Source organism: Pseudomonas sp. C 49-2 (assembly GCF_003970195.1).
Lineage (GTDB): Bacteria > Pseudomonadota > Gammaproteobacteria > Pseudomonadales > Pseudomonadaceae > Aquipseudomonas > Aquipseudomonas canadensis.
Genome location: NZ_RXYG01000009.1, coordinates 79,111 through 105,161, shown reverse-complemented (window position 1 = coordinate 105,161; position 26,051 = coordinate 79,111). Strand labels below are relative to the sequence as shown.

Annotated in this window: 16 protein-coding genes; 9 read left to right on the top strand and 7 right to left on the bottom strand. The window is 60.0% G+C overall.

Going from position 1 to position 26,051, the window contains the following annotated elements; translation table 11 throughout:
• Positions 1 to 261 precede the first annotated feature (261 nt).
• The 3 genes from EJ576_RS18730 to EJ576_RS18720 all read right to left on the bottom strand — a co-directional run bounded on the left by EJ576_RS18730 (position 262) and on the right by EJ576_RS18720 (position 6,375).
• On the bottom strand, positions 262 to 3,933 hold the full coding sequence (locus EJ576_RS18730) for a translocation/assembly module TamB domain-containing protein (RefSeq protein WP_126570849.1): 3,672 nt from the start codon (positions 3,931 to 3,933) through the stop codon (positions 262 to 264).
• A complete protein-coding gene (locus EJ576_RS18725) occupies positions 3,933 to 5,660 on the bottom strand; it encodes an autotransporter assembly complex family protein (protein ID WP_028616886.1) in 1,728 nt (575 codons plus the stop codon). Before EJ576_RS18725 ends, EJ576_RS18730 begins: the two co-directional genes overlap by 1 nt.
• Positions 5,661 to 5,724: 64 nt before the next feature.
• Positions 5,725 to 6,375, bottom strand: coding sequence for an N-acetyltransferase (locus EJ576_RS18720; RefSeq protein WP_068935124.1), 651 nt, complete (start codon positions 6,373 to 6,375; stop codon positions 5,725 to 5,727).
• Positions 6,376 to 6,544: 169 nt separating this feature from the next.
• On the opposite strand from EJ576_RS18720, the gene xthA reads away from it, so the two are divergent.
• Both xthA and EJ576_RS18710 read left to right on the top strand, forming a co-directional pair.
• Positions 6,545 to 7,357, top strand: coding sequence for an exodeoxyribonuclease III (xthA, locus tag EJ576_RS18715; RefSeq protein ID WP_028616888.1), 813 nt, complete (start codon positions 6,545 to 6,547; stop codon positions 7,355 to 7,357).
• 96 nt (positions 7,358 to 7,453) lie between these two features.
• Positions 7,454 to 8,785 carry a substrate-binding domain-containing protein gene (locus EJ576_RS18710; protein WP_126570848.1) on the top strand — a complete coding sequence of 444 codons (1,332 nt, stop codon included), beginning with the start codon at positions 7,454 to 7,456 and terminating at the stop codon, positions 8,783 to 8,785.
• 27 nt (positions 8,786 to 8,812) lie between these two features.
• Here the strand turns inward: EJ576_RS18710 and EJ576_RS18705 are convergent, their stop codons facing one another.
• Positions 8,813 to 10,042: an acyl-CoA dehydrogenase gene (locus tag EJ576_RS18705; protein ID WP_016977420.1), complete on the bottom strand. Its 1,230-nt coding sequence runs from the start codon at positions 10,040 to 10,042 to the stop codon at positions 8,813 to 8,815.
• Positions 10,043 to 10,193: 151 nt separating this feature from the next.
• Here EJ576_RS18705 and EJ576_RS18700 point away from each other — a divergent pair, with 151 nt between their 5' ends.
• The 3 genes from EJ576_RS18700 (at position 10,194) to EJ576_RS18690 (ending at position 12,619) form a co-directional block, all read left to right on the top strand.
• Positions 10,194 to 11,129, top strand: coding sequence for a LysR family transcriptional regulator (locus EJ576_RS18700; protein WP_028616891.1), 936 nt, complete (start codon positions 10,194 to 10,196; stop codon positions 11,127 to 11,129).
• Positions 11,130 to 11,310: 181 nt separating this feature from the next.
• Complete coding sequence (locus EJ576_RS18695) at positions 11,311 to 11,703, top strand: MerR family DNA-binding transcriptional regulator (RefSeq protein ID WP_038844104.1); 393 nt, start codon at positions 11,311 to 11,313, stop codon at positions 11,701 to 11,703.
• 16 nt (positions 11,704 to 11,719) lie between these two features.
• Positions 11,720 to 12,619, top strand: coding sequence for a hydroxymethylglutaryl-CoA lyase (locus EJ576_RS18690; RefSeq protein ID WP_126570847.1), 900 nt, complete (start codon positions 11,720 to 11,722; stop codon positions 12,617 to 12,619).
• Positions 12,620 to 13,220: 601 nt separating this feature from the next.
• Here the strand turns inward: EJ576_RS18690 and EJ576_RS18680 are convergent.
• Complete coding sequence (locus EJ576_RS18680) at positions 13,221 to 17,969, bottom strand: NEL-type E3 ubiquitin ligase domain-containing protein (protein WP_126570846.1); 4,749 nt, start codon at positions 17,967 to 17,969, stop codon at positions 13,221 to 13,223.
• A gap of 119 nt (positions 17,970 to 18,088) precedes the next feature.
• Positions 18,089 to 19,723 carry an AMP-binding protein gene (locus tag EJ576_RS18675; protein WP_126570845.1) on the bottom strand — a complete coding sequence of 545 codons (1,635 nt, stop codon included), beginning with the start codon at positions 19,721 to 19,723 and terminating at the stop codon, positions 18,089 to 18,091.
• Between the two features lie 150 nt (positions 19,724 to 19,873).
• On the opposite strand from EJ576_RS18675, the gene EJ576_RS18670 reads away from it, so the two are divergent.
• The 4 genes from EJ576_RS18670 to EJ576_RS18655 are packed head-to-tail and all read left to right on the top strand — an operon-like array spanning position 19,874 to position 25,400.
• Positions 19,874 to 21,037, top strand: coding sequence for an isovaleryl-CoA dehydrogenase (locus tag EJ576_RS18670; RefSeq protein ID WP_028616896.1), 1,164 nt, complete (start codon positions 19,874 to 19,876; stop codon positions 21,035 to 21,037).
• Positions 21,038 to 21,048: 11 nt separating this feature from the next.
• Entirely contained in the window at positions 21,049 to 22,656 is a 1,608-nt protein-coding gene (locus tag EJ576_RS18665; protein ID WP_122729147.1) for a carboxyl transferase domain-containing protein, read from the top strand.
• A gap of 15 nt (positions 22,657 to 22,671) precedes the next feature.
• Positions 22,672 to 23,478: a gamma-carboxygeranoyl-CoA hydratase gene (locus EJ576_RS18660; RefSeq protein WP_028616898.1), complete on the top strand. Its 807-nt coding sequence runs from the start codon at positions 22,672 to 22,674 to the stop codon at positions 23,476 to 23,478.
• Complete coding sequence (locus EJ576_RS18655; protein ID WP_126570844.1) at positions 23,475 to 25,400, top strand: acetyl/propionyl/methylcrotonyl-CoA carboxylase subunit alpha; 1,926 nt, start codon at positions 23,475 to 23,477, stop codon at positions 25,398 to 25,400. Before EJ576_RS18660 ends, EJ576_RS18655 begins: the two co-directional genes overlap by 4 nt.
• Here EJ576_RS18655 and EJ576_RS18650 read toward each other — a convergent pair.
• Positions 25,397 to 26,029 carry a LexA family transcriptional regulator gene (locus tag EJ576_RS18650; RefSeq protein WP_068935107.1) on the bottom strand — a complete coding sequence of 211 codons (633 nt, stop codon included), beginning with the start codon at positions 26,027 to 26,029 and terminating at the stop codon, positions 25,397 to 25,399. The two genes, EJ576_RS18655 and EJ576_RS18650, sit on opposite strands and share 4 nt — an antisense overlap.
• Positions 26,030 to 26,051: the final 22 nt, after the last annotated feature.

The window sequence follows — 26,051 nt, the reverse complement described above, 5'->3', positions numbered from 1 at the left end:
GCTCTTGATCTGGCTTTTGATCTCAGGCGCCCCGTCAAACACGCTGGCCGAACGCAGGCTTGAATCCGTGGGTAACCCGGCAGGACGCCGGGTTAGCCGCGCTGGGCCAAGGATGGCCCATCGCGGCGGCCCACGGATTCAAGCCGGAGTGAGGGCACACCGAGCCTAAGCGAGGTGCCGAGTGTTGGGGCAAGAGCCTTTTGGTGGGCCTGTACCGTAAGGGCGGAACCCATACCAGCCGTTCCCCAATAACGGACGAACTCAAAAATCCCGCTTGTAGAAGATATCCAACGAACTGGCCACACCACTGGCCACTTCCAGATACACCTTCTTGCTCAACAAATACCGCAAGGCAATAGTGCTGGCCGGCTCAAACACCCCAACCCCATACCGCAGACTGAGTTTCTCGGTAATCTTGCCACTCGCCACCACGGCAGTGTTATTCCCGCTACCTTGCGTATCCAGTTCAAAGTCCTGGATACCCAGATTCTTCGCCAGATCCGACGTCACCCCGGCGCTGCCCATCAACCCCAGGCCCAACGCGGCCTGGGCTAGCATATTGTTGTCTTCACCGGTGGTGCTCAGCGGCCGCCCGAGCACCAGGTAGGACAGCGCCTGTTCCTGGCTCATGGCCGGCTCCGAGAAGATTTGCGTGGTGGGCTGTTCGGCGCTGCCGCTCAAGCGAATGCCGGCGATCACATCATCGGTTTTGCGGATCGCTTCAATGTCCAGATACGGCTGGTCCAACGGCCCGGCAAACAGCAACCGCGCACGGCGCACATCCAGCTTCTGCCCGTAGGCGCGATAACGGCCATCGTTGAGCCACAGCTCGCCACGGGTGTCCATGTTGTCGCCGATATGCACCTGGCCCTGCACCTTGGCGGTGAGGCCGAAGCCCGAGAAGTTGAGCTTGTCTTCGCCCACCACCACGTCAATGTCCATGGCCATCGCCATCGGCGGCTTGCCCTCTTCGGTCTGGCTGCCGACGATCACGGTGTCGTCCGAGACCTTGACGGTGGACGGCGGCAGTTCGCGTACGGTGATATCGCCACGCGGGATATGCACTTTGCCAGCGATGGCCAGCTTGTCGTTCTTCAGGCTGATTTTCAGGTCGGGCGCCACTTCCAGCACCGCGTAGGGCTCCACCGTGACCGGCAGTTGCGAGCCTTGCAGGCTGAGATCCACCGCCAGGGCCTGACCCCAGTCGATCTGGCCCTTGAGGCTGCCCTGCCCGGACTTGCCACTGCGCCAGCCACCGTTGAGCTGCACGCTTTCACCGGCGATCAGCGCCTGCACATTCAAACCTTCCAGGCTGATGGGCAGTTCCGGACCGGAAATCTCGCCGCCCACCAGATTCACGTTGCCGTTGACCTGGGGTGCCAAGAGACCACCGGAGATGCGCCCGTTGCCATTGAGCTTGCCGCTGAGGGTTTCCACCATCGGTACAAACGGCCGCGCCACCGCAAGATCCAGACCGACCAGGCTGAAGTTGCCGGTAATCGGCTTGTTCTTCGGCAGCGGGTTGATCTGCGCCTGCAACATCAATTCGCCAAGCTTGCCGCCATGGAAATTCAGCTGCGTGTCGATACGCTTGGGGTTGAGAGTGGTTTCCAGCTTGAGCGTGTCGTAGGGGAAATCCAGCCACTGGTCCTTGTCCTTGACGCGCAGGGTGCCGCCGCTGGCGTCCACCGCAATCACGCCTTTGGGGCCGCTGTCGGGCAGGTCCAGTTGCAGGTCGGCGTTGAGCTTGCCCAGCCAGGCAAAGTCCTTGGGCAGGAACGCCGCCAGACTGTCGATGGGGAATTGCTTGAGGTGGTAACGCAGCTTCGGCTCAGGCATCAGCCGCTGGTCTTCACCGCATAAACTGGCAGGACCGGATACCCAGCAGTGCGCAGCAAATGTCAGCTTGCCATCTGCCATGCGTTCGATCTTCGCGGGGGCTTGCAGCTTCCAGTCCTGGCCGCCGGCTTGGACATCGCCGCTGGCCAGGCGCCCGCGCCAGTTGCCTTTGTCGAGGTTGCCATCCAACGCCAGGGCGAGCTTGACCAGCGGACCAGCCAGGTCCAGCTGGACTTTCTGGTTCTTGATATCGCCCTGGGCGCTGGCGGTCAGGGTGCCGACCTGGGTGTCGCCGGATTGAATGCCGCTGCCTTTCAGGTCGATCTTGGCGCGCTGGGCACTGTCCAGGTTGGCGTCGAGGGTGAGGTTTTGCAGGCGGTTGTCGGCAAATGCCAGTTGCTGGCCCTTGAGAGCGAGCTTGCCCTGGGGGGCGTTGAGGCTGCCGGCCACGTCGAGTCGACCGTTGACCTGCCCACGCAGTTGCGGCCAGAGCTGGGCCAGACGCGCCAGCTTGATATCGATCTGCCCAGCCAACCGCTGTTGCAGGCTGCCGCTGCCGTTGATGCGGTTGTCACCCAGGCGGATATCCAGGTTGGCCAAGGTCCACTGCTCGCCCGCGCCTTCGGCCTTGGCCGCCAATACGGCGGTTTGCCCACGCAGGCGGCCCTTGAGGTCGAGGTCGGCGTTCAGCTTGAGTTGCTCGTTCTTGAACTCACCCTTGCTGCGCAGCGGTCCGGCCAGGGTGCCCGGCAGTTCTGCGACCCAGTACGCCGGGTTCAACGCGGACAGGTCCAGCGCGGTATCCCAGGCAATGCCGTCCGCAAACTGAAGGTTCAGGTGGCCTTCGGCCTTGCCCTGGCCGGCGGTGAGTTTCAGCTCAGGCAGGAAGATCTGCTTGAGGTCGCCACTGAACGGCGTGACCACATTGAACTTGCCCGCCGGGCCGTCGAGGTCGGCCTTGAGGTTACCCAGGTAGTTGCCGTCCTTGTAGGAAATCTCACCATTGAAGGTACGCAGCGCGACTTGCGGCTCGTCGGTCACCGGGTAGAGGCGATGCCAGGGGAAGTCCAGCCAGTCGATCTTGGCGTCGGCGCTGAAACCCTGCTGCCAATCCAGTTGGGCCGTCAACTTGAGGCTTTGTTGGTCACCAGCATTCAGGTCCAGGCCTGCGATCTGCGCGCCCTTGGCGTCGACCCGGCCTTGCAGCAGCAAGTCAACCGGGCCTTTCTCTGCTGGCAACACGGCCTTGCCCAGCAGTTGGTAGCCGCGGCTCAAGTCACCTTTGGCGGTGAGGTCCAGTTGATTGAGTTGCAGGGTATCTGGCAGATCGGCGCTGGGTTTAAAGCCGTCGGCGGTGATGTGCACCTGGGCCGGAAGGTTTTCCGCCAGGGGCTGCAGTTCTCCGGTCAGTTTTGCGGGCAGATAGCCGCTGCTGTCGGCGTCGAGCTTGAGGGTCTTGAGCAGGTCGCCGTCAACCTTGAGCGCCACCTTCCACGGTGCGCCGCCCGGTGCGTAGGGCAGGCTCAGGTTACCGGTGGCACTCAACGGCCAGTCGCCAGTCGGTTGCAGCAGGCCGGCGAGGTCCAGTACCAGGTCGTCCCGTTGCAGGTGCACCGAGTCGATCTGCAGGCCGGCGGCCGTCCAGTGCGCTGCCAATTGCAGGCCCTTGAGTTCTTCACTGCCATTGAACAGCAGGCTACCAACGCGAACGTCGCCCAATTGGATGGCTAGCGGCAGCTTCAAGTCGGGCAGTTGAATTGGCCCGCTGCTTTCCTCGGCACTCGGCGGCAATTGCAGGCTGACCTGCTCCACGTCCAGTTGATTGATGCACAGGGTCATGCGCAACAGGCACGCTGGCGACCAATCAAACTGGGGCGCCTGGAGTTCGACGCGACTGTTGTCCTGCTGCCACAACACATGGTCGGCGCTCCACCGGCCGCCCAGATGCCCCTGGAAATTTTCTACCGTCAAACCCGGAACACGGCCCAACGCCCAGCGGCTGCCCGCCTGGGTGCCAAGCACCGTCCACAGGGCCAGTACCAGCACGGCAAGGATGGCCACCACGGCCAGCCCCGCTATTTTTACACCACGCATCACAGCTCAGGCCCCATGGAAAAGTGCAATCGAATGCCGCCCGGATCTTCGAGGGCATGGGCCAGGTCGAGACGGATCGGACCGACCGGCGAAACCCAGCGGATACCGACGCCGACACCGGTTTTCAGGCTGGGCAGGTCCAGGTTGTTGAAGGAGTTGCCCTGGTCGATGAAGGTTGCAATCCGCCACTTCTCGGCAATGGAATATTGATACTCAGCGCTCAGGGCCACCATGTAGCGACCACCGATGCGATCGCCCCGGTCGTTCTCGGGTGATAACGTCTGGTACTCGTAACCGCGCACGCTTTGGTCACCACCGGCAAAGAAGCGCAGCGACGGCGGCACCGATTTGTAGCCGTTGGTGGCACTGCCGCCCACTTGGGCGCGGGCGAGGAAGCGGTGGTTGTCCCACAACGTGGTGAGGCCTTTGACCATGGCCGTGCCATAAAGCAGGTTGGTGTCGGAACCCAACCCTTCTTTGGCGACCTTGGTGTCGAACTGCAGGCGGTAGCCATTGTGCGGGTCGATGCGGTTATCGCTGCGCAGGTAGGAATAGCTGACGCCCGGCATCACCAGGTTACTCAGGCCGGAGTCGTTGCCCAGCCGATACTCCTCACGCTGGTATTTGAGCGAAATCACACGGGTCCAGCCGCTGGGCAACTTGCTGTGCCATTCAGGGCCGAGGGTCAGCAATTTACTGACCGTATCAGTGTTGGCGATTTCTTCGTTCTGGTAGCCGCCCGCAAAACGCAGCTTGTCGGTCAGTGGCGGATCGAGCGGGATGTCGTACCACAGGCCAACGTTTTGCCGGGGCGCCGACAGCTCGGCCTCCCAGCCATAACTGTGGCCCTGTGGGTTGACCCAGTGGCGGGTCCAGTTGGCTTTGCCGCGCGGGCCGACGTCGGTAGAAAAACCCAAGCCCAGGCCCATGGTGCGCGGCTTGCGGGTTTCCAGGCGCACGGCCACCGGGATGATGTCATTGGTTGAGGCGGCCGGTGCGGCGTCCACACGCACGCCTTCAAAGAAGCCACTGCCTTGCAGGTTCTGGTTGAGTTCGGCGATCAGTTCGGAGTCGTAGGGCGTGCCGCTTTTGAACGGCACCATGCGTTGCAGCAATTCTTCGTCAAACGGCGTATCGCCAGCAAAGCTGACTTTGCCAAGGGTGTAGCGCGGGCCGCTGTCGTAGATGAGTTCGATATCGGCGACCCCGGCCTGGGGGTCTACCGCAAGTTTCTGGCTTGTGAAGCGCCCGCTGAAAAAGCCGTAGCGCGAGGCCTGGTTCTGGATCAGACGCTTGGCGTCTTCGTAATGGCCGTGGTTGAGCACGGCGCCGGATTTGAGGTCGTCGCTGACGGGCACGCGAAACGTCTTGAGGTCGGCGGCAGGGCCGTCGACCCGAATGGTCACGTTACGCAGATGCACCGGTTCGCCGGGGTCAATGGTGAGGATCAGGCGCGGGTTCTTGCCGCCCTTCACGTCACTCTCTATCCGTGGCTGATAGAAGCCCAGGGCCTGGGCAGCTTTACGCGCCTGCTCCTCGGCGCCACGGCTGAACCGCAGCAAGGCTTCTTCATCACGATCGCCCACCCCGCCGATATAGCCTTCGATGTTGGCTTTCAACGCGTCGTTTGAGGGTTTGATCCGCACGTCCAATTCGCTTTGCGCCAAGGCGCCGCAGCTTGTGAACAGCAGAATCAAGCCGCTGGTAAATCTTCCTGGAAACTTCATAGGCGCGGATGCTACACGACCTGGGGAGCCTCTTTGAACTCGGAAATGTCTGAATAATTCTGTACTAAGCCGTTGCAGCATGTAACGACTGAGGATTGGGGTGAAAAAACACGTGCTCCAGGACAGGTCCTACAGCGACTTCGCCGATTTCCTCATAACCCTGACGCTTATAGAACTCCAGATAGCGTGAGTTGCCCGTGTCCAGTACCACACCGGACGAATGCGGGTCTTCGGCGCACCAGTTGTGCACGGCCTCCAGCAACTGCTCGCCGAAATGTTTGCCCTGGAATTGCGGATGAATGCCCAACAACGGCAGCACGTGCACCGACTCACTGGGCAGGCACGCCAGCACGGCGTGATGGTAGTCGAGGTAACGTCGCGTCCCGCGCACGCCCGTGCTCAGCCACATGCGCAACTGCCAGGCCCAGCTTTCGGTAATCCCCAGGCGCCGCTGCGGTGGTGCTATCAGGGCAATGCCGATCAGCCGATCGTTGACGAACAGACCAATGGCCGGCAGTTTCTGAAAAAAGTGCTGCTTGACCAGCTCCCGCACGGTAGCGCGCACCCGCTGTTCATAACCCGGGCGCTCGGCTTCGAAAATGTAGGCGAACGTCGGCTCATGCCGATAAGCCTGGTACAGCAAGGAACGGGCTTCGCGGGAATAGCCGCTGTTGAGCAGGCGAATTTCAGCAGTTGCAGTTGAAGTGTCCGGCATACCGTCAATCTCCCTGGGCGCGGCTCAAAAGGCAGCGTTCTTATGGGTACGAACCTACACAGCACCAGTCGTTCCCAGACATTAGCAGTGCAAGTGCCCTACCGCCACGCTGGCCCCCGTCCGACTTGTCCGCTAGCATCGCCCTTTTGCCAGGACTGGACTGCCGACCATGAAAATCGTCTCCTTCAATATCAACGGGCTGCGCGCCCGCCCCCATCAGCTGGCGGCGCTGATTGAAAAGCACCAGCCCGACGTGATTGGCCTGCAGGAAACCAAGGTCCACGATGACCAATTCCCACTGGCCGAAGTACAGGCCCTTGGCTATCACGTGTACTACCACGGCCAAAAAGGTCACTACGGTGTAGCCCTGCTCTCGCGCCAGCCGGCGTTGAGCCTGCACAAAGGTTTCGCCAGCGACGAAGAAGACGCCCAACGCCGGTTTATCTGGGGCACCTTTGCCGATGAGAACGGCCACCCGGTCACCATCATGAACGGCTACTTCCCCCAGGGCGAAAGCCGCGACCACCCTACCAAGTTCCCGGCCAAGCAGCGCTTCTATGAAGACCTGCAACAGTTGCTGGAGAGCCAGTTCAGCAATGACCAGGCGCTGGTGGTGATGGGCGACATCAACATTTCCCCGGAAGACATCGACATCGGCATTGGCGCCGACAACGCCAAGCGCTGGCTCAAGACTGGCAAGTGCAGCTTCCTGCCGGAAGAACGCGAGTGGATGGCCCGTCTGAAAAATTGGGGCCTGGTGGACAGCTTCCGTCACCTCAACCCAGAGGTTGCAGACCGCTTCAGCTGGTTCGACTACCGCAGCCGTGGCTTTGAGGACGAACCCAAGCGCGGCCTGCGCATCGACGTGATCCTGGCCTCCAATGGCCTGCTGCCGCGGGTCAAGGATGCCGGGGTGGACTACGAGCTGCGTGGATTGGAAAAGCCGTCCGACCATGCGCCGATCTGGCTTGAGTTGAGCTGATCGCCCTGACGGGGCCGCCCCCTCGGCCCCGTCATATTTATGCAACCTGCCTGACTTATTCTCGCGGCACTCCCTTTGGCTTGAGAAGGTGCCGGCATGAGGCTGCGCGTTCTGTTCCTGCTGGTGCTTTTCCCCCTCTTCGCTGTTTCCGCTCCCCTTCCCGTTCCTGATCAGGGCCCTGCTTTGCGTATCCAGGGTTCCAATACTATTGGCGCGGCACTGGGTCCTGCACTGGTCAAGGGCTTGATGGAACAGCAGGGCTTGCAGGCGGTGCGCAGTGAACCGGCCGAAGGTGCCAATGAACAACGCGTGATCGGCAAGACACGCCAGGGCAAGACGGTGATCATCGAAGTCGCCGCTCACGGCTCAAGTACCGGTTTCACGGCGCTAAAGAAAGCCACAGCCGACCTGGCAGCTTCATCGCGCCCGATAAAAGACAGCGAACTGGTAGACCTCGAACCCCTCGGCGACCTGAAAAGCCCCGAAGCCGAACAGGTGATCGCCATCGATGGCCTGGCCATCATCCTCCACCCGCAAAACCCGTTGAACACCCTGAATACCGAGCAACTGGCGCAGATCTTCAATGGCGAAGTCAGTACCTGGGCGGCGCTCGGTGGCATCGGAGGGCCGATTCATCTGTACGCGCGGGATGATCAATCCGGCACCTACGATACGTTCAAGGACCTGGTACTGCGTCTGCGTGGCAAGCCGCTCGCGCCGGGCGCCAAGCGTTTCGAATCCAGCGAGCAACTCTCCGACGCGGTCAGCCAGGATCCCCAGGGCATTGGCTTTATCGGCCTGCCCTACATCCGCCAGGCCAAAGCGGTGGCGATAGTGGATGGCGACTCGCAACCCATGTTGCCGTTGAACAGCCTGATTGCGACCGAGGATTATCCGCTGTCACGTCGGCTGCTCTTTTACTTGCCGCCGTTGAGTCGCAATCCATGGGCCAAGGCGTTGGTGGACTTCAGCCAAAGCAGCAAGGGCCAGGCGATCGTGGCAGCCAATGGTTTTATCGCGCAGCAGGTACAGGCGATGGCCGTGGAGCCGCGTACTTCGATGCCTGCTGACTATCAAGCGATTGCGCGGGATGCCCAGCGCCTGACGGTGAATTTTCGTTTCGAGGAAGGCAGCGCAAGCCTGGACAGCAAGGCCCGCCAGGATTTACAGCGGGTGGTGGCGTACCTCAAAAGCCACAACAAGCTGGACAAGCAGGTGACGCTGGTGGGCTTTGGCGATGCCAAGAACGATCCGCAGCGGGCAGCGTTGCTGTCAAAGTTGCGGGCAATGGCGGTGCGCCGGGAATTGGTCAAGAACGGCGTGGTATTGCGCGATATCCGCGGGTTTGGCGCGCAGATGCCGGTGGCGGCGAATACGGCGGATGAAGGGCGGATCAAAAATCGGCGGGTGGAGGTTTGGGTGTATTGAATACCCAACCTCCCCGCCTATTGCTGTTTATTGCCCGCTGCGCATCAGTTCTTTAGGCACATACTTGCCAATCTCAAACTTGCCGATCGCCGCCCGGTGCACTTCATCCGGGCCATCGGCCAGGCGCAAGGTACGTTGCATGGCGTACATGTAGGCCAGCGGGAAGTCGTTGGAGACACCAGCACCGCCATGGATCTGGATCGCACGGTCGATCACCTTCAAGGCCACATTCGGTGCAACCACCTTGATCTGGGCGATTTCGCTTTTCGCGACTTTGTTACCCACGGTGTCCATCATGTAGGCTGCTTTCAAGGTCAGCAGGCGCGCCATGTCGATTTCCATGCGCGAGTCGGCGATCTTGTCGATATTGCCGCCCAAGCGCGCCAATGGCTTACCGAATGCAGTTCGGCTGACGGAACGCTTGCACATCAATTCCAGCGCGCGCTCGGCCATACCGATGGAACGCATGCAGTGGTGGATACGGCCTGGGCCAAGGCGGCCCTGGGCGATTTCAAAGCCACGGCCCTCACCCAGCAACACGTTTTCGTAGGGTACGCGCACATTGTCGAACAGCACTTCGGCATGGCCGTGGGGTGCGTCGTCGTAGCCGAACACCGGCAGCGGGCGCACGATCTTCACGCCGGGGGTGTCCACCGGCACCAGGATCATCGAGTGTTGCTGGTGACGCGGCGCGTCCGGGTTGCTCAGGCCCATGAAGATCAGGATCTTGCAGCGCGGGTCGCAGGCGCCGGAGGTCCACCATTTCTTGCCGTTGATTACCCACTCATCGCCCTGGCGTTCGGCGCGGGCAGCCATGTTGGTAGCGTCCGAAGACGCCACATCCGGTTCGGTCATGGCAAATGCGGAGCGAATCTCGCCGCGCAGCAGCGGCTGCAACCAGCGTTGTTTCTGTTCTTCGTTGGCGTAGCGCACCAGCACTTCCATGTTGCCGGTATCGGGGGCGGAACAGTTGAACGGCTCGGGGCCCAACAGCGAGCGGCCCATGATTTCGGCCAATGGCGCGTACTCAAGGTTGGTGAGGCCGGCGCCCAGCTCGGATTCCGGCAGGAACAGGTTCCACAAACCTTCGGCTTTAGCCTTGGCCTTCAGCTCTTCCATGATTGCGGTGGGCTGCCAGCGGTCGCCCTCGCTGACCTGGCGTTCGAACACCGGCTCGGCCGGGTAAACGTAAGCGTCCATGAACGCAGTGACGCGTTCACGCAGTTCCTGAACCTTGGGCGAATAGGCGAAATCCATGAGCAGCTCCCTTCTCTGAGAGGTTGTTTAGGTCATGAAGTCGATGCTAGATGAGCTACGAAAATTTACCTAACCTATTCTCGGCGTGTATTAACATTCATCACCGATATATGATTGACCGATGGCCACCTAACAATAAGAGCGCAACGAAATGAATCTGAGCAAGGTCGACCTCAACCTCTTCATCGTCTTTGACGCTATCTACACCGAAGCCAACCTGACCCGCGCCGGACAGATTGTCGGCATCACCCAACCGGCGGTGTCCAACGCTCTGGCACGTCTTCGGGAAACCTTCAACGACCCGTTGTTCGTGCGCACCGCCCAGGGCATGGTGCCCACGCCGATGGCGCAAAACATCATCGGGCCGGTGCGCAATGCGCTGTCATTGCTGCGGGTGTCGGTGCAAGAGAGCCGCATCTTCAACCCGCAACAGGCGGCCAAGACTTATCGCATCAGCATGACCGACCTCACCGAGGCGGTGATCCTGCCACTGTTGTTCCAGCGCCTGCGCCGCCTGGCGCCCACGGTGGTGATCGAGAGTTTCCTGTCCAAGCGCCGCGAAACCACCAAGGAACTGGCCGCTGGGCGCCTGGACTTTGCCGTGGACGCGCCGCTCAACACCGACCCGCAGGTACGCCACGTCAAGCTGATGGAAGACCGCTACGTGTGCGCCATGCGCAAGGGCCATCCGCTGGCGGGCAAGGACAAGCTGAGCCTGGATGATTACCTGGGGCTGACCCACATCCATATCTCCAGCCGGCGCAACGGCCTGGGCCATGTGGACCTGGCGCTGGGCAAGATGGGGCTGCAACGCAAGATCGCCCTGCGCTCCCAGCACTACTTGATGGCCTCGCAGGTGTTGCAGCAGACCGATATGGTCATGACCGTGCCCGAGCGCTTCGCGCGCCGCCATGAATTGCATTGGTTCAACCTGCCGGTCAACGACGTGCCGCCGGTGGAAACCCACCTGTACTGGCACGAAAGCACCGACCAGGACCCGGCGAACCGCTGGATGCGCGAGCAGATGATCGAGTTGTGCCAGCAAGTCACGGCGCACGAGAAGAAGCTCGACAAACAACAATCCTGAGATTGTCACACCCTCTGTAGGAGCCGGCTTGCCGGCGAAAAACGCACAGTCACCGCACTTGTCCGGGCTTGCTGCGTCATGGTTGACGACCATCGCCGGCAAGCCGGCTCCTACAGGGATTCGCTTGACGTTTACGTCAACCTGCCATTAGCTTAATGCCAAGACTTTCTTGAGCGCCCCCATGAGTACCACCTACAGCATCTCCGACCTCGCCCGCGAGCTCGACATCACCACCCGCGCCATTCGCTTCTACGAAGAACAAGGCCTGCTGGCCCCGGAACGTCGGGGTCAGGAGCGCATCTACTCGGCCCGGGACAAGGTCAGCCTCAAGCTGATCCTGCGGGGCAAGCGTATCGGTTTTTCCCTGGCCGAGTGCCGCGAACTCATCGAGCTCTACGACCCCACCAGCGGTAACCACGTGCAACTCAACAGCATGCTGGCGAAAATCGCCGAGCGCCGTGAGCAGCTTGAGCAGCAGTTGCTGGATATCGAACAAATGAAGCTGGAACTGGACACCGCTGAAGAGCGCTGCACCCAGGCCCTGGCCCACACCCTGCGCCAGGCCGGCCATTGATCAGAAGGTAATTGCCATGTCTCTCCCCTCACATGTGCGCCTGGTGGAAGTCGGCCCGCGCGACGGCCTGCAGAATGAAGCCCAGCCCATCAGCGTAGCGGACAAGGTTCGGTTGGTGGACGCTCTCAGCACTGCTGGCTTGAGCTATATCGAAGTCGGCAGTTTTGTATCGCCCAAGTGGGTGCCGCAGATGGCCGGTTCCGCCGAGGTGTTCGCGCAGATCCAGCGCAAACCCGGCGTGACCTATGGCGCGCTGACGCCGAACCTGCGCGGTTTCGAGGATGCGCTGGCCGCCGGCGTGAAGGAAGTGGCGGTGTTTGCGGCCGCATCCGAGGCGTTTTCCCAGCGCAATATCAACTGCTCCATCAGCGAAAGCCTGGAGCGCTTTGCGCCGATCATGGCGGCGGCCAAGCAGAATGGGGTCAGCGTGCGGGGTTATGTGTCGTGCGTGCTGGGCTGCCCGTACGAAGGCCAGATCGCGCCGGAACAGGTCGCGGCGGTGGCGCACGAGTTATACGCCATGGGCTGCTATGAGGTGTCCCTGGGCGACACCATCGGCACCGGCACGGCGGGAGCCACGCGGCGACTGTTCGACGTGGTCGGGGCCCAGGTGCCTCGGCAGAAATTGGCCGGCCACTTCCATGACACCTATGGCCAGGCCATCGCAAACATCTACGCCAGTTTGCTGGAAGGGATCACGGTGTTCGACAGCTCTATCGCGGGCCTCGGCGGCTGCCCGTACGCCAAGGGCGCCAGCGGTAACGTCGCTACCGAAGATGTGCTGTACCTGCTTGACGGCCTGGGTATCGAGACGGGTATCGACCTGCAGGCATTGATTGGCGCCGGTCAGCAAATCAGCAACGTGCTGGGCCGGCCGACAGGGTCACGCGTGGCCAAGGCGCGTAACGCCGGTTGAGTAGCTTAGCCGTGACAATGTGTTACCGCACGCCTACACATCGAGTAACACGGGAACATTTTTTGTCGTATTTTCTGCAAGCGAAATCTTATACAAAAATCAAACCATTGATTTTAAAGGGTTTTTAAAAGTTGGCACGGCTTCTGCTATCTCTATGGCATAACAAGAATAAAAAGCGCCAAACCTAATAAAAATAAGACGAAACGACTCTGACATAACAAAAACAACACGGCAGAGACGCAGCTAACAGATTTTTTTGGAGAAGATGTGCTTCGCAGGGTACGGCGTGCCGAAACCCGCAACCGGTTAGAGAAAAATAAAACTACCTCAGGTAGCTACCCACTGGTTGGATCGTTAACGAAGAAGCAGATCAGCGCTCAAAAAAATACGTTTGCTCTTGACCCCGGATGGGGGTCGCCAAAAACAGCGGTAAAGGGTAACGGTTGCCAAAAACAACAATAGACCGCCCCTCAATAATAAAAAAAGAGCACGCAACGACAAATTAAAGGGGACCTTCGGGTCCCCTTTGTGCTGTCTGTCGGAATGCTTATCAGGCGATGCGTTCAAGCTTGTTGACCCGCCCCTCGTGGGCGCATCAAATTCAGACCTGAGCGCCGTGCGTCGCGCCGACTTTTTCAAGCACGCTTCGTGTCAAGGTTTGTAGATTAAGCCTTTCCTCTCGCGCCCGCTCGGCACCGAGCAGCTTCATTTCGTCATTGTAAAAAACACTTTGCATCGAGCCATCCACCAGTATCTCATCCCGGGTCTTGCCCAACAGGCTCGCCAGTCGGTCGACCACCTCATCATGTTTTGCCTGCCAGGCATCTTTTGTCGCTTGATCTGCAGCGTTATCCTGAGCGTCTTGTAATGCTGAAAGTTCATCCAACGCCGCGCTTTTTTCGTCTATTTCCTCAATAACCAGCTCCATCAACGACGCGAATTCTCGTGAGTAGTGGCTGCGAAGATGTTTCTCCCAAAACGCCCTCTCCAAAAAAAAATCAACCTTGTTGCTGATAACACGCTCATCCACGAGCACTTGTGCATAGGCATCATCGATAGCCGTCTGGCTCACATTAGCTTGCCGAGGAAACAGCATGCCGCGGGACTTGACCGGTAACCCAAGCCTGTCCGCCAGCCTGGTTCGATAGGCAAGAATGACTTCGACCTGCTCAGCAAAACCACGCCCTCGCGCTTCGACATCCCGCTGAGCGATGACGTCTACCAGCTTCAGGCGAAATAGCTGTTCGGCAGTGGCAATAAGCTTGCCTTCCGCATCTCCCTCTCCTGCCATCTCAAGCGCCTTGGCCGCCAACAGCTCACTTTCCAGGTTCATGAACTCAACCGAACTGCCGTCACCACAAGTGATTCGATCATCAGCGGCCTTGAATAACGACTCACGAATGGCCTGGCTTTCCTTCGCGGCTTCAAGCATCTCCCAGACCCGCTCCGCCATTGCAGGACGGGTCACGCCAGAGGCGTATTCGGCGCAACGGGTGGTGTCTGCCAGCACGGTGAAAAACGCATCCGACTGAGGGTTGAGCTTGACCTCATCCCAAGTCATGCCCCGGCGGACCCGCTCAGTTACGGGAGAGTCGTGCAGCCAAAGCTCTCGCGCTTCGTCGTGCGTAACGTGATCGCCCCATTGAGCCGGATCCAACGGGTCAAGTCGAAGACGTGCACGGGTCGCTGCCGAAAACGGATTGTCATGCAAGTTGATTCGATCCAGATGCTGGTAAGCGTACTCAGGTAAAGTGGTGATTCGATTTGAATGCAGGTCGATCATGGCCAGGTTGGTCAACTGCTCAGCGCCAGCGGGAAACGTTGTGGTTCCAGTGTTCGCCAGGTAAATCTGGATAAGATTGCGCAGCCCGTGCAGATTGGCCACCCACCCCAATTGGCGGTTACCGGAGAGCCTGAGAATCTTCAAACTCTGCATGCGTTCCAGGCGCATACGGCTCTGTTCGGTCAGTCGGATAGCGTTATTACTCAAGTCGAGCTTGGTCACCGCGCCGTCAGCAAACTCCGGCAGCCGGGTGAGGTGGTTATCGCTCATATTCAGCCAGCGCAAGCGCCTGAATGAACTCAGAAAGGGCAAGGAAGCGTCTGTCAGCGCCATTCGAGGTAAAACCAAACTGCCCACATGGTCCATATTGGCGGTGATCGGGGGTAACTCTCCGACAACCTCGTCGGACAAATCGAGAATGTGACCGATGGGCGTTTGATCCGAGGCGAACGCTTGCGGGGAGGTCCGCCGCCAGACTCCTTTCAGGGTATTGGCGACTCTGCGCCGGTCCCTGGCAGAACCAACCGCGCCCGCCTTCTGCTCCCAGTCATTCAAATCGGCATTAAGTTGATTGAACTCCTGCTCAAGCTGCTCCAGTCTTGCCAACATCCCAGCATCGTCAAGCTCGCTGAGGCCCAGCATCTCTTCTACCGCTTCGATGGACTTTGACGGATAGAGCTTTGCCGCTTTCATTTCACACACAAAAGGCCGGCGGCCAGCGCCTCTCAACGGGCTTAGTGGATAACCAAAACGTCCGTCAGCGAGGCGCATTGGCGGTTTATACCCTGGTTTCACAGGCTGCATTTTCAGTAACTTGCGCAATTGATCACGCGGCATCAGCGGCTTCTGCTGCAGCGCTTGTTTCAGGCTCGCGCCACGGTCACCGGCCGTCAACTTCATCACCGTCAAATCCTCTGGCGAAACCGCCGCCTGTATAGCTCCATAGATATCGGCCTGCTGGTTCAATACTCCGAACTTGTCATCCCGTACTTCATAAAGATTTTGTGGGCCAAACTTGATCAAAAGTCGCTTCGCCGCCACACCCTCCGGCCCTATGGAGTCGACAACGCGCTCACCTCCTTCGCTGGTCTTTTCCAGCACCTCGATGCGCAGGTCAGATGGCCAGCCAGGCAGCGTCTTCACGCTATGCAGAACCATACGTTGCGTATCGTCATTGCCCAGGGTCTTGCGATAGAGCCCTTCGTAAGCCCGCGCCAAGCGTACTTCTTGTTGATAGCAGCGGGCCTCCTCTGCCAAACGCAACGGTACGCGTTGGTGCTGCTCGATCATCTGCACTTCAGCCTTGCTGGCGTGGCTCAACAGCTCTTGCGCCACACTATCGGGCAGCGATCCGAGCAACCGTTTGAGCAATCCGACCGCTGCACCGCTTTCGCTCTCGGTTGCCGCATAACGTTGCGCAAAAAGATCGGCCTGGTGTTTCGCCAATAATGACGCCCTGACACCCGGTTTTTTTTCACTCGCGATTGTCTCGTCGATGTCAAAACGCTTGAGAATGTCTGCCAATAGACCTGGGACGCGCCCCTGGTCTACATGCATCTTGCGCAACATGCTGCTATCCACCGCAGCCATTTGGCAGATGCGCTCAAGCTTTAAGGGTTGCTGTCCAAGTCTCTGCGCCACTGGCCCCAGGCGCTGCATCAATTGCGGCGTGGTCCATGTCAGCGGATTTTCATGTTCATGTATCCAAGCCCCAGCCTCCGTAAGGCGAACCTGCGGCGAGTAGGCTGAAGGGTTTTGCGGATGCACAATCCGGTAGGTGTTACCGGTGCCCGACGGCTCCACCAAGTAATGCCCGTCGTTTTCCGCCAGGTATAAATTATCGTCGTGTTCAAACAACCCGTTTGCATTGGCCTTCAAGGATTCGGGCAGTGATACCTGTCGCAGGTAAGGTTTCAGCCCAGGCGCATACAAACGCACATTGGCGTCAGGACACCGGACGTGTGCCAGTGCCTGGACAAACGGGGTCTTGATCATCGGCAACAGCTTGGCGCCTACAACTGCCGTCGTCACATTAAAGGCTACGGCCGAAACATGCGCCCACGCCTCTTTCATGTCGCCCTCTTCCCAAGCCTCTGCGCCCGTAGCAATCTCATAGAGCATTTGCACCGCGCCAATCAGCAGCATCAACGGCGCCAGTTGCGGGACGACGAATGAGGCAACATTCACCACGGTCAACGCAACACTGGCCAACGACATCAACCATGCGTTACGGGCGTTGTCATCGGCACTGGCGGTGGATACCACCATCGCCCGTGCATTGCTCAATATTAAATCGACTTTTTGCAGAGAATGATCACCCCACGTCCTGGGCATGCTGATGCCATAACCTGTTGACCAAGTACCGGTGCTTGTTTTTTCAGGGTCGAAATCTTCGTCTTCGGCATACATATTGAGTTGATCAAGGTGAAGTTTCACGGTACTAAAAAATTTCGTTTGTTGCTCGTATGGCACACACTGGCTGAAAAACCGTCGATACTCGCCCGAGCACAATCTTTCGACGAGATCAGTCTGTAGACCGCCAAGACCGGCGTACTCTTTCAACTCACAAATAGGATCTCCAGGAATAAAGACAATACAAGGTTCCCTGTAAAACACTTTGACGCCCCGCACATACCCGAATGTCAGGGGCCCGATAACAATGATCTGCTTTAGCTCAACATGCAGCATATTCAAGTTTGAAAAATGTACACTCTTGCCTCTCCACGTCACATCAGCCTTCCAAAAAGCCAGCTCTTTTAATAGCGTGTAGGCGTCTTGTTTTATATTGCCGAGCTCCAGCGCTACTTCAGCGGCGAATAATATCTGTTGCCTCGTTGAAGCCGTGATTCGACTACGCACCCTTGCGGCATCGTTGTCTGAAACTCCCTCAGGCTTGTCCGGCGGTTTGACAATTGACGTTACATGCGCCAAATACAGCTTGCCCAAATCCAGGTCTCGACATAAGCCGGCAAACACATGAGGCTTGAGAGGGTCACTACGCGCCAGCACTGCCCCTGCGTTGAACGTCGTTGGTGCGGGCCGCCGATGAAAGTCGTAATGCGTGATAAGGCTGGAATCGTCGTCATTTGATTCAACGGCCTCATTCGCGGAAAAGTTCTGCAGGGCCGCCTCTATCAAGCTGAGACCTGTGTAGTAGCAATATCCTGTTGCTTCAACGCCGAAGACCTTTGAGCGATCAGCCGCCATGAATTCCTTACGCGCAAAAAAAACACGTTTTACATCAATGAATCGCCCGGTTTTCTGTTGTATCGCTGCCTGCAGCAAGGGTTCGGCGAATTCGATAGCACCTTTTAAATCCTTTAAAATCCCATCCAGCATATTAAGCGCACCCATACTTCTCTGATGGGCCGCCTCCAAGACTTTCCGTCTGTCCGGGGACAGCGTTTTATACCAGTGCGGAATATTCAACTCCCACTCATGTAACGCTTGTTTGCGCTTGACTGTTGCAGCGCTGTACCACGATGACAGGCGCGCCTGCACAACGACGCCATGAACACTGCGCGTATCGTTTACCGGATTTTTTCCACTTTGTTCAAGGTCTGCCATGTGGCGAACTCTAATTGGCCGAATGAACGGTCAATATGTGATATTCGAGTGCCAACAGAGAGGTATATAAGCACCTTCAGCCCTGCCCCTTATAAGCTGGCAGGACTGGCAATCCATCATTAACGATGAAGCCCATAATCGCCAATACTGATCTCGCGCATGCGGAATTTCTGGACCTTGCCCGTCACCGTCATCGGAAACTCATCCACGAACTTGAAGTACTTGGGCGTCTTGAAGTGCGCGATACGTCCCTTGCACCACGTCTGGAGCTCCAGCTCACTGGCCAGATGGCCCGGATGGAACTTGATCCACGCAACGATCGCTTCACCGTAGCGCTCATCCGGAATGCCAATGACCTGCACATCCGCCACCGCCGGATGGGTGAAGAAAAACTCTTCCAGCTCACGCGGGTACACGTTCTCGCCGCCACGAATGATCATGTCCTTGTTGCGCCCGGCGATGCACACGTAGCCATGGGCGTCCATGCTCGCCAGGTCGCCGGTGTGCATCCAGCCGGCGGCGTCGATGGCCTCGCGGGTGGCGTCGGGGTTGTTCCAGTAGCCGAGCATCACACTGTAGCCACGGGTGCAGAGTTCGCCGATTTCGCCGCGCACAACGGTGTTGCCGTCGGCGTCGATGATCTTGTTTTCAAGTTGCGGCTGAGTGCGGCCAACCGTGGTCACGCGGCGCTCCAGATCGTCATCCGCGCCGGTCTGCAAGGACACCGGGCTGGTTTCCGTCATGCCATAGGCAATTTGCACTTCGCTCATATGCATTTCGCTGATCACGCGGCGCATGACTTCGATGGGGCATGTGGCGCCGGCCATGATGCCGGTGCGCAGGGTAGACAGGTCGAACTCGCCAAGGCGCGGGTGATCGAGCATGGCGATGAACATGGTGGGCACGCCGTACAGGCCGGTGGCGCGTTCTTCGGCGACGGCGCTGAGGGTCAACAGCGGATCAAAACCGTCATTGGGATAGATCATGGTGGTGCCGTGGGTGATGCAACCCAGGTTGCCCATGACCATGCCGAAGCAGTGGTACAGCGGCACCGGGATCACCAGACGGTCCTGCGCGGTCAAGCCCAGGCTTTCGCCGACCATGTAGCCGTTATTGAGGATGTTGTGGTGGCTGAGGGTGGCGCCCTTGGGGAAGCCGGTGGTGCCGGAGGTGTACTGGATATTCACGGGTTGGTCGAAATGCAGGCTGGCCTGGCGGCTGTGTAACTCTTCGGGTGAGACGCCTGCACCGAGGGCCGATAGCTGCGACCAAGGCATGAATCCTGGGGGAGGACTGGGGTCGAGGCTGATCATGCCGCGCAGGTCGGGTTTCAATTCCTGCAACATCGCATGGTAATCGGACGTCTTGAACGACCCGGCGCACACCAGCCACTGACAGCCGGATTGCTTGAGCACGTAGTCCAATTCACTGCTGCGGTAGGCCGGGTTGATATTCACCAGGATCACGCCGAGCTTGGCACTGGCGATCTGGCTGATGCACCACTCGGCGCAATTGGGTGCCCAGATGCCCAGACGATCGCCGGTCTGCATGCCCAGGGCGAGAAACGCACGGGCGTGCACATCGACCGCTTCGGCCAATTGCCGCCAGGTGTAGCGGCGCTGCTGATGACGCACCACCAAGGCCTCACCCTCGGGGAATTGCGCGACGGTTCGGTCAAAGGCTTGGCCAATGGTCATGGCCAGCAAGGTCTTGTCCTGGGAGCCACGGCTGTAGCTCTGGTTTGGTTGATCCATAACGACCCCTGTTGTCTTTTTTGTAGGTTGACGTAAACGTAAACTACGATTGACAGCATCGCAACGCAAGCTTACGTTAACGTAAAGGTGAGCGCCCTCCCCTGGCGCGCCCTCCACACAAAAACAACGCTCACATTAAGGTGCCTGTCCATGAGTTACCCGTCCCTGAACTTCGCCCTCGGTGAAACCATCGACATGCTGCGCGACCAGGTGCAGTCCTTCGTGAGCAAGGAAATCGCGCCGCGCGCAGCACAGATCGACAGTGACAACCTGTTCCCCGCCGACCTGTGGCAGAAATTCGGCGACATGGGCCTGTTGGGCATCACCGTTCCGGAAGAATACGGCGGCGCCGGCCTGGGTTACCTGGCCCACGTGGTGGCGATGGAAGAGATCAGCCGTGGCTCGGCCTCGGTGGCGTTGTCCTACGGCGCACACTCCAACCTATGTGTGAACCAGATCAACCGCAACGGTAACCACGCACAGAAACTCAAGTACCTTCCCAAACTCATCAGCGGCGAACACGTCGGCGCCCTGGCCATGAGCGAGCCGAATGCCGGTTCCGATGTGGTCTCGATGAAACTGCGCGCCGACAAACGCGGCGATCATTATGTGCTCAACGGCAGCAAGACCTGGATCACCAATGGCCCCGACGCCAGCACCTACGTGATCTACGCCAAGACCGACCTGGAGAAAGGCCCTCACGGCATCACCGCCTTCATCGTCGAGCGTGACTGGAAAGGCTTCAGCCGCAGCAACAAATTCGACAAGCTGGGCATGCGCGGCTCCAACACCTGCGAGCTGTTTTTCGATGACGTTGAAGTACCCGAAGAAAACATCCTCGGCGTGCTCAACGGCGGCGTGAAAGTGCTGATGAGCGGCCTGGACTACGAACGCGTGGTGCTGTCCGGCGGCCCCACCGGGATCATGCAAGCCTGCATGGACCTGATCGTGCCCTATATCCACGACCGCAAGCAGTTCGGCCAGAGCATTGGCGAATTCCAGCTGATCCAGGGCAAGGTCGCCGACATGTACACCCAGCTCAACGCCAGTCGCGCCTATCTGTACGCGGTGGCCCAGGCTTGCGAGCGTGGCGAGACCACGCGCAAGGATGCGGCCGGGGTGATCCTTTACAGCGCCGAACGCGCCACGCAGATGGCACTCGACGCGATCCAGATCCTGGGCGGTAACGGCTATATCAATGAATTCCCTGCCGGTCGGCTGCTGCGGGACGCCAAGCTGTATGAAATCGGCGCCGGCACCAGTGAGATCCGCCGCATGCTGATCGGTCGCGAACTCTTCAACGAAACCCGCTGAAGGAGCGCACCATGGCCACCTTGCATACCCAACTCAACCCACGTTCGGCGGAGTTTGCCGCCAACAGCGCGGCGATGCGCCAACAGGTCGACGCGCTGCACAGCCTGCTCGCTCACGTGCAGCAAGGCGGCGGCGCCAAGGCCCAGGAGCGGCACACCTCACGCGGCAAACTGTTGCCCCGCGAGCGCATCAACCGTTTGCTCGACCCCGGCTCGCCGTTCCTTGAACTCAGCCAACTGGCCGCCCATCAGGTGTATGGCGAAGACGTGCCTGCCGCCGGGGTGATTGCCGGGATCGGCCGGGTGGAAGGCGTCGAATGCATGATCGTCGCCAACGACGCGACGGTGAAAGGCGGCTCTTACTACCCGCTCACCGTGAAAAAGCACCTGCGCGCCCAGACGATCGCCGAGCAAAACCGCCTGCCGTGCATCTACCTGGTGGACTCCGGCGGCGCCAACCTGCCGCGTCAGGATGAAGTGTTCCCCGACCGCGAACACTTCGGGCGGATCTTCTTCAACCAGGCCAACATGAGCGCCCAAGGCATCCCGCAGATCGCGGTGGTAATGGGCTCGTGCACCGCCGGTGGCGCCTATGTGCCGGCCATGGCCGACGAAGCGATCATGGTGCGCAACCAGGCCACCATCTTCCTTGCCGGCCCGCCGCTGGTGAAAGCCGCGACGGGTGAAGTGGTGAGCGCCGAAGACCTCGGCGGTGCCGATGTGCACTGCAAGATCTCTGGCGTCGCCGACCACTATGCCGACAGCGATGAACACGCCCTGGCCCTGGCCCGGCGCAGTGTGGCCAACCTCAATTGGCGCAAACAGGGCGAGTTGCTGCAACGCCCGCCCGTGGCGCCGTTGTACAGCAGCGAAGAGTTGTATGGCGTGATCCCGGCCGATGCCAAGCAGCCCTTTGATGTGCGCGAAGTGATTGCACGGCTGGTGGACGGTTCAGTGTTCGATGAGTTCAAGGCGCTGTTCGGGACCACGCTGGTATGCGGCTTTGCACACCTGCATGGCTACCCGATTGCGATCCTGGCCAACAACGGCATCCTGTTTGCAGAAGCCGCGCAAAAAGGCGCGCACTTTATCGAACTGGCCTGCCAGCGTGGCATTCCGCTGCTGTTCCTGCAGAACATCACCGGGTTCATGGTCGGCCAGAAATACGAAGCCGGTGGCATCGCCAAGCACGGCGCCAAGCTGGTCACCGCCGTGGCCTGCGCCAAGGTACCGAAGTTCACGGTGATCATCGGCGGCAGCTTTGGCGCCGGTAACTATGGCATGTGTGGCCGCGCCTATGACCCGCGCTTCCTGTGGATGTGGCCGAATGCACGCATCGGCGTGATGGGCGCCGAACAGGCGGCCGGCGTGCTGGTGCAGGTCAAGCGCGAGCAGGCCGAACGCGCCGGCGTGGGGTTCAGCGCCGAAGAAGAGGCCGCCATCAAGCAGCCGATCCTCGACCAGTACGAAACCCAGGGCCACCCCTACTACTCCAGCGCGCGCCTGTGGGACGACGGTGTGATTGATCCGTTGCAGACCCGTGACGTGCTGGCCCTGGCCTTGTCCGCTTCGCTGAATGCCCCCATCGAGCCGAGCCGCTTCGGCGTGTTCCGCATGTAAATGGAGCTGTATCCCATGAGCGACTTCAACACCCTCGAACTGATCACCGACCGCCGTGGCTTTGCCACGCTGTGGCTCAGTCGTGAAGCCAAGAACAACGCGTTCAACGCCGAAATGATCCGCGAACTGATCATTGCCCTCGACCACGTACAGGGCGATCCTTCCCTGCGTTTTCTGGTGCTGCGTGGGCGCGGCAAGCATTTCAGCGCCGGGGCCGACCTGGCCTGGATGCAGCAATCGGCCGAGCTGGATTACCACACCAATCTGGACGATGCCCGTGAGTTGGCCGAGTTGATGTACAACCTGGCCAAGTTGAAAATCCCGACCCTGGCGGTGGTGCAAGGCGCGGCCTACGGCGGTGCGCTGGGCTTGATCAGTTGCTGTGACATGGCGATTGGTGCGGACGATGCGCAGTTCTGTCTGTCGGAAGTGCGCATTGGCCTGGCGCCGGCGGTGATCAGTCCGTTCGTGGTGCAAGCCATCGGCGAGCGTGCAGCACGGCGCTATGCGTTGACCGCTGAGCGCTTTGGTGGCCAGCGGGCTCGGGAGATCGGTTTGTTGGCGGAAAGCTATCCGATCAGCGAGTTGGATCAACAGGTCGAACAGTGGATTGCCAACCTCCTGCAAAACAGCCCGGCGGCCATGCGCGCCAGCAAGGACTTGCTGCGCGAAGTGGGCCACGGCGCCCTCACCCCGGCCCTGCGCCGCTATTGCGAAAACGCCATTGCGCGCATTCGTGTCAGCGCCGAAGGCCAGGAAGGCCTGCGCGCCTTCCTGCAAAAACGTCCACCCAGCTGGCAATCGCAGGAGCCGCGTTCATGAGCACGTTGACGACCCTACTGGTGGCCAACCGGGGCGAGATTGCTTGCCGAGTGATGCGCACCGCCAAGGCCATGGGCCTGACCACCGTGGCGGTGCACAGCGCCACTGACCGCGATGCGCGCCACAGCCGTGAGGCGGATATCCGCGTCGACCTGGGCGGCAGCAAGGCCACTGACAGCTACCTGCAAATCGACAAACTGATCGCTGCAGCCCAGGCCAGCGGTGCCCAGGCGATCCATCCGGGTTACGGTTTTTTGTCGGAGAACGCAGGTTTTGCCCGCGCGATTGAAGCGGCCGGATTGATCTTTCTCGGCCCGCCCGCCTCGGCCATCGATGCCATGGGCAGCAAGTCGGCCGCCAAGGCCTTGATGGAAACCGCCGGGGTCCCCTTGGTACCGGGTTACCACGGCGAAGCCCAGGACCTGGAGACCTTCCGCGCAGCCTGCGAGCGTATCGGCTATCCCGTGCTGCTCAAGGCTACGGCGGGTGGCGGCGGCAAGGGCATGAAGGTGGTCGAGGATGTCAGCCAGTTGGCCGAAGCCCTGGCCTCGGCACAGCGCGAGGCACTGTCGTCCTTCGGCAATGGGCAGATGTTGGTGGAAAAGTACCTGCTCAAGCCACGCCATGTGGAGATCCAGGTGTTTGCCGATCAGCATGGACATTGCCTGTACCTCAATGAACGTGACTGCTCGATCCAGCGTCGTCACCAGAAGGTTGTCGAAGAGGCGCCAGCACCGGGACTGAGTGTTGAACAGCGCAAGGCCATGGGCGAAGCCGCCGTGCGCGCCGCCCAGGCCATCGGCTATGTCGGCGCAGGCACCGTGGAGTTCTTGCTGGACGCACGCGGTGAGTTCTTCTTCATGGAGATGAACACTCGGCTGCAAGTGGAGCACCCGGTGACCGAGGCGATCACCGGCCTGGACTTGGTGGCCTGGCAAATCCGTGTCGCCCAGGGAGAGGCGTTGCCGATCACCCAGGAGCAGGTGCCGCTGGTCGGCCATGCGATCGAAGTGCGGCTGTATGCCGAAGACCCGGCCAATGACTTCCTGCCCGCCACCGGTCACCTGGCGCTGTACCGCGAATCCGCACCGGGCCCTGGGCGCCGGGTGGACAGCGGTGTGGAGCAAGGCGACAGCGTGTCGCCGTTCTACGATCCCATGCTCGGCAAGCTGATTGCCTGGGGTGAAGACCGTGAACAGGCGCGGTTGCGATTGTTGGCCATGCTGGAGGAGTTTGCCATCGGCGGGCTCAAGACCAACCTGGGCTTCTTACGGCGGATTATCGGACACTCGGCATTTGCGGCAGCCGAGTTGGATACCGGGTTCATTCCGCGCTATCAGGAGCAGTTGCTGCCGGCGCCTGGGGAATTGAGTGATGAATTCTGGCAAGCGGCGGGCGCGGCCTTCATTCAGAGCTTGCCGAAGGGTGATGGACCTTGGGGGGAGACGCGAGGGTTTCGTGCCGGGTTGCCTGCCGAAGTTTCGCTGCATTTGAGCTGCAATGGCCAGGATCGGTTAGTCACGCTGGCCTCGGATGCGCCGAACTTGCGAGGCGAACAGTTGCTGATCGAGCAACAAGGCGTGCGTCGCAGCCATCTGGCAGTTCGCAGCGGCACCCGCGTGTTTTTGCGCTGGGACGGCGAGATGCAGGGCGTGACAGTGTTCGACCCGATTGCGGCGGTTGAGGCCAACCAGTCCCATCAAGGCGGCCTGACGGCGCCGATGAACGGCAGTATCGTGCGGGTGCTGGTGGAAGTCGGCCAAAACGTTGAGGCCGGCACGCAACTGGTGGTGCTGGAGGCCATGAAGATGGAACACAGCATCCGCGCGCCTCAAGCCGGGGTGATCAAGGCGCTGTTCTGCAAGGAAGGTGAAATGGTTGCAGAAGGTTGCGCGTTGGTGGAACTCGAACCGGCCGGCTAGAACTTTGCCGTGGCTTGCACAACGACGCCCAGGATGTGGCAGTCATCAGTGAATGGCTGCTTTGGGTAGGTGGGATTGAGCGGCACCAGGTAGAGCTGGCCGCTTTCTTCCAGCAACTGGCGGAAGGTCGCCTGGGGGCTCGCGGCCCATTGGGCGACCACCAGCTTGCCAGGCTCGGCCTGAATGGCCGGGTCGACCAGGATCAGCATGCCCGCGCTGACGCTCAGCCCGCTGGGCGCGGTCATAGCGTCGCCGCTGACCGGCAGCCAGAACGCTTCGCCCTGGGCATGGTAATCGGTAAGTTCAAAGCGGGCAGCGCCATAGGCCGCACGCTCTTCACGGACCTCGCACAGCCCGCTCCAATCGCTGACCGGGTAGCGGAAATACGGGGTGTAGTGCTTCTGCACAGGCACTTCCTCGGCCCGCTCGCGAATGTCCAGCGCGACTTCCAGATACCCCAACCCCAACGCCGCCAACACCCGATTCATATCCACTACGCTAGGCGCACGGCGTTTATTGAGCCAATGCCCCACGCCGCCTTGAGACATGCCCAAGCGCTCAGCCAATTCACCCTGCGTGACCTTGCGGTCTTCCATGTTGGCCTTGACCAACGCTATCCAGTTATCCATGGGCGCTGACAATACGTCACGC